This window comes from Haladaptatus sp., assembly GCF_049589095.1.
Lineage (GTDB): Archaea > Halobacteriota > Halobacteria > Halobacteriales > Haladaptataceae > Haladaptatus.
This window is the reverse complement of sequence record NZ_JBAWAC010000052.1, coordinates 1-4,230: the sequence shown is the minus strand read 5'-3', so window position 1 is coordinate 4,230 and position 4,230 is coordinate 1. Positions and strand designations below refer to the sequence as shown.

The window sequence follows — 4,230 nt, the reverse complement described above, 5'->3', positions numbered from 1 at the left end:
ATACCGGTAACGACACCGTAGACGCTCTCGACGGCCATGACGACCTCCTCGAAGGCCGCGTTTCCGGCGCGCTCGCCGATGCCGTTGACGCTGACCTGAACTTGGTCGGCACCGGCCTCGACGCCGGCGATCGCGTTCGCCGTCGCCATGCCGAAGTCGTCGTGCGTGTGCACGTCGATACGCGCATCGGTGTGCTCACTGACGTGGGCCACCAACTCCGCGAAGCGACTCGGCGTCCCGACGCCGCAGGTGTCAGGGATGTTTATCCACTCGGCACCCGCCTCGCTAACGGCCTCGACGATCTCGGCCATGTACTCGGGATCCGTTCGCGTGGCGTCCATCGGCGAGAACATCGGAATCGCGCCCGCCTCGGCGACGCGTTCGACCGAGCTGACGGCGCGTTCCAGCACATCCTCGCGCGTAGTGTGCATCGAATCCTCTATCTGCACGTCGCTGGTTGAAGCGAAGACGTGCACCATCTCCGCGCCGGTGTCCAGCGCGGTTTCCACGTCGCCGTCGACGATTCGTGCCAAAGCACACGTCGTGGCGTCGGTGGACTCCGCGATGTCGCGGACGGCCGCGAACTCGGCGTCGCCGTTGGCCGGGAAGCCAGCCTCGATGACGTGGGTTCCCATCTCGTCCAGCGTCGCCGCGATCTCACGCTTCTCGTCAGGCGAGAACGAGGTGCGTGGCGTCTGCTCCCCGTCGCGGAGCGTCGTGTCGAAAATTCTAACTGATTCAATCTCGTCGGTGTGGGCTAGTGTGCCCTCGAAGAACTCGACCCCCCCTTTTGGGGGTCATGTCGTTGTGTGACATTGTACTCGATGTGAGAGCCATCCTCCTATTTATAAGTAACGCTAAGACAGAAAATGTCAATGAATTTTAATTTATGGCACACCAGCCCGGAGTATGGAAATCGCATGACATCGTCGTGATGGTATGTGTATAAGGTAGCTAAGGTACTCCGGACGATGCGGCAGTATTCATACTGACGGTATCGCCTCGATCACGCTCCAGTCCCCGATATTCCGACTATACTTGCCGTGAAAATCGTCGCGCGCACAGTGCGCCCTCGCCGAGGACGACACACATCTCCCACGTTAGCACAACTCGTATCAGCGAAAGTTGGATCCCAGTTTCACTCCAACTCAACGGCAATCTCGTTCCGGCGCATGAACGGCGGCGTCCACGGGTCGTCGTATCGCAACAGGAATGGCTCTCCGTTCGGCGTCAAGTCGTGTGCCGAAAGGGTGTCGAACAACCGCCGTCGATTCTCCTCGACCCGATCTGCCGTCGCGTACCACGAAAACGGGCGTACCGCGAGAGTTCGCGCGCCGATGGCTTCGACCGAGACGTCCTCGTCGGTCGGTTTGGGCGCGCCTTCCGCCGTGTACTCGCCCGGCAGGAAGAACGACATCTCCATGCCCGCTTCCGATCGTTCGGACGCGACGGGTGCCGTCATCTCGATCGTCTCGGAGTCGGTGGACACCGGCGCGGTCATCTCGATCTCCTCTCCCAACCGGTTATCTCCCTGAATGTAGCGGAACAACCGCTGGAACGCTTCGTTCTGGGTGTCGGCCGTCGTCCGCACCACCACGGTGTCCGGATACCGCCGGATCTCCACCCCATCGACGTGCAGCGCGGTCGTGTACGGCACCTGATCCGTCTTCCGTCGAATGTACGCCCCCCATCCGACCCACGCGGCACCGAGCGCCACGGCGGTCCCGAGCGCGAGCGTTCTGCTGATTCGTGCCATCGAATGGCATACGCCGGGGACGGGCAAGTACCTACTCCCCAACTAGAACGAGACAGAAACAGCGACCGAATCTTTTCGAGAGGTCGGTCTCACATCGTCATCGTTTCGAGGTGCCGGGCGGCTTATCGTGTTCGGCCCGATGGTCCAGCATCTCCTCGTACTGGCAGGCTTCCAGCGAGAGGTCCGAGCAAGGTTTCGCGGTGCACGGGAGGATCATGTCCTCCTCGCGGTCCACGTCGAAGTAGCGCTGGGAGTCGGACTGGTCCACGTCGCCGGAGAGCAGTTCGGCCGCACAGGTGGTACACCACCCCTGTTGGCAGTCGGCGGGGAGCCAGATATCCTGATTTCGGGCGACGGCGAGGATGTACTCGTCCTCCGGAACGTCGATTTCGACCGTCTCGCCTGCCTGTTCGATGTCGCAATCGGCGGGGACTTCGATTTCGACGGTGTAGGAACTCACGGGCACAGTTACGGACGGGAGAAAATGTGGTTGTCGGCCGGAAATCGGTCGGGAGCCGAACGCTTACGCGGAGTCGTTGAACGAACGGTTCTTGGAGTAGGGCGTGTCGCCGGGCTGGTCGCGGACGAAGTGACCGGCGGGGTTGACCTCGCCGTCGCGCTCCATCGAGAGCAGTTCGATGAACCACGCCTCGTGGTCGATCTCCTCCTGCAGGATCCGGCTCGCCATGTCGTAGGTGCGCGGATCACAGTCCTGCGTCATATCACAGACTTCGGACCACGTTCGGATCGCACAGCGCTCCGCTTCGAGGAGGACTTCGAGGATGTTCTCCGCCGTCGGGTCGTCCGGCAGTTCGGCGTGCGGGCAACTCGCGCGGTTCATGAAGTCGCCGATGTCGACGGGGATGTGTCCGTCGAGTTCGTACACGCGCGGCATCACGAGTTCGAAGTGCGAACGGTCTTCGAGTCGCGCGTCCTCGGTGATCTCCTTGTAATCCTCGTGGCCAGCGAGATGGGTTCGGAGGTTGGTGTAGTAGTAGTACGTGGAGAACTCTGCCCCGATGGCGTCGATGAGCGTCTCACGGATCTCCTCCGGATTTCCACCCCGCTCACGGATCACCTGCATTCCCACTCGATCGCTCGTGTCCCCCGGCGAAACGCTTCCGGAACCGTGTTTTTTACCATCTGACATAGTTTCTAACCCCGAAGCCACAATCGATTCCAGTTTCCTTAAAATTTTCTTCGGATATCTGGGCGAAGTTTTGAAGTGCTCATACTTTTTTGGACGATATACGTTTTGGCGGGTCGTCGTGATTCGAGACGTTACCGACCAGTAGGTGGACGTGGAACGGCACGATTCCCCCCGTCGAGCGGTCCTCTTCCCCGAAAGGGGGCGCGACAGCCCGACAACGTGCCGTAATCGGTGGTTACTCAAGGGGATAGCCAACATTAGGGGATACACAGCATTGAGAACGTCGCGTCGAAAGGGAAATCACCCCATTCGAAACGTCCGTGAGGGGCTACTTCCCGGCACGGTCTAGTTTCTCTTGGGATGGGTGGATATATTCCAATTTATTTCCTCTATTTATCATTTAGAAAAAGTTATTCTCCCGGGGTGCCTGGGGCTATATACGATGTCCGAAAGCAATGACACGTTAACGACGTACCTGACTGAGAACCCGCGAATGATCGGCGTGCTGTTCACCATCTGCCTGCTGCTCACCCAGACGGGGAACGTGGCCGCCGCTGGCGGCGGAACCATCCGATAACGGGCGTTTTTACAGCGATTCGAGATTTAATTCTGTCGACCACGTGAGTTCATCGTCGATAACGACTGGAGACTGTTCGAGGCGGAGGAACTGGACCAGCGTCTCCTCGTCGACGTGGAACGTGTCTATGACCCCACCGCTCAAGAAATATTGCTCGATGTCGGTGATGAAGGGAGTAAACAGGGAACCCATTCCCGAATCGACGGTCGGATAAGTCATCAAACGCAGTTCGTATCCTCCCTCGGGGTCGACGTCGAGACGACAGAGGTACGGCGTCCCACTTTCGCTCTGAGCGATTTCGATGCTGCCGTCGCCGACGACGATGTACTGATTGCCGACCAGTTGCTGTTCCCGAACGACCACGAGAGCGGATCGAAGCGAGAAGCCCCGGTTGAGAAGGCGCGCGATGGTCCGACCGATGGGTATCGCGCTTTTGTTCGCGATTTCGCTATAGGTGACGATGCCGCCGATGCTCCCGGAGTTGATGAGTTGGATTCCCGGCTCGTACGACCGACAGCCGTTCAACAGGAACGTATCGACCGCGATATTATCGACCGATTCGATGTCGAGCGTTCCGTCGCGGCAGATGAACCGCCCGTTCTCGATGTGACCGATGTAGTGCAGGAAGTCGGTGGGCGTGGTGAGCACCGATTCCAGTTCGTCCACCGAGAGGTCGCGATGAACGTCGATGTCGAACGCGAGTTCGTCCCGTTTTCCGTACAGGTTTTCCCCCGCATCGTACTCCGG

At 59.6% G+C, this 4,230-nt stretch carries 4 protein-coding genes and 2 pseudogenes; 1 reads left to right on the top strand and 5 read right to left on the bottom strand.

Features of this window, described 5'->3' with window-relative positions; all coding sequences use genetic code 11:
* The 4 genes and pseudogenes from WBV42_RS01725 to dps form a co-directional block, all read right to left on the bottom strand.
* Positions 1 to 743, bottom strand: a pseudogene (locus tag WBV42_RS01725) (LeuA family protein); the annotation flags it as partial.
* A 395-nt stretch (positions 744 to 1,138) separates the two neighbouring features.
* Positions 1,139 to 1,756 (bottom strand): SOUL family heme-binding protein, encoded by a 618-nt coding sequence (locus WBV42_RS01720; protein WP_423984498.1) that lies wholly within the window; start codon positions 1,754 to 1,756, stop codon positions 1,139 to 1,141.
* A gap of 97 nt (positions 1,757 to 1,853) precedes the next feature.
* Positions 1,854 to 2,216, bottom strand: coding sequence for a 2Fe-2S iron-sulfur cluster-binding protein (locus WBV42_RS01715; RefSeq protein ID WP_342766346.1), 363 nt, complete (start codon positions 2,214 to 2,216; stop codon positions 1,854 to 1,856).
* Positions 2,217 to 2,279: 63 nt separating this feature from the next.
* Positions 2,280 to 2,906: a DNA protection during starvation protein gene (gene dps / locus WBV42_RS01710; RefSeq protein WP_423984497.1), complete on the bottom strand. Its 627-nt coding sequence runs from the start codon at positions 2,904 to 2,906 to the stop codon at positions 2,280 to 2,282.
* Between the two features lie 442 nt (positions 2,907 to 3,348).
* On the opposite strand from dps, the gene WBV42_RS01705 reads away from it, so the two are divergent.
* A complete protein-coding gene (locus WBV42_RS01705; RefSeq protein ID WP_256487781.1) occupies positions 3,349 to 3,483 on the top strand; it encodes a DUF7503 family protein in 135 nt (44 codons plus the stop codon).
* Positions 3,484 to 3,492: 9 nt separating this feature from the next.
* Here the strand turns inward: WBV42_RS01705 and WBV42_RS01700 are convergent.
* Positions 3,493 to 4,230, bottom strand: a pseudogene (locus WBV42_RS01700) (hypothetical protein); the annotation flags it as partial.

Bases quoted from the DNA above. Each gene is read 5' to 3' on its own strand.
- WBV42_RS01720 (WP_423984498.1), bottom strand. From the start codon at position 1,756: ATGGCACGAATCAGCAGAACGCTCGCGCTCGGGACCGCCGTGGCGCTC.
- dps (WP_423984497.1), bottom strand. From the start codon at position 2,906: ATGTCAGATGGTAAAAAACACGGTTCCGGAAGCGTTTCGCCGGGGGAC.
- WBV42_RS01705 (WP_256487781.1), top strand. From the start codon at position 3,349: ATGTCCGAAAGCAATGACACGTTAACGACGTACCTGACTGAGAACCCG.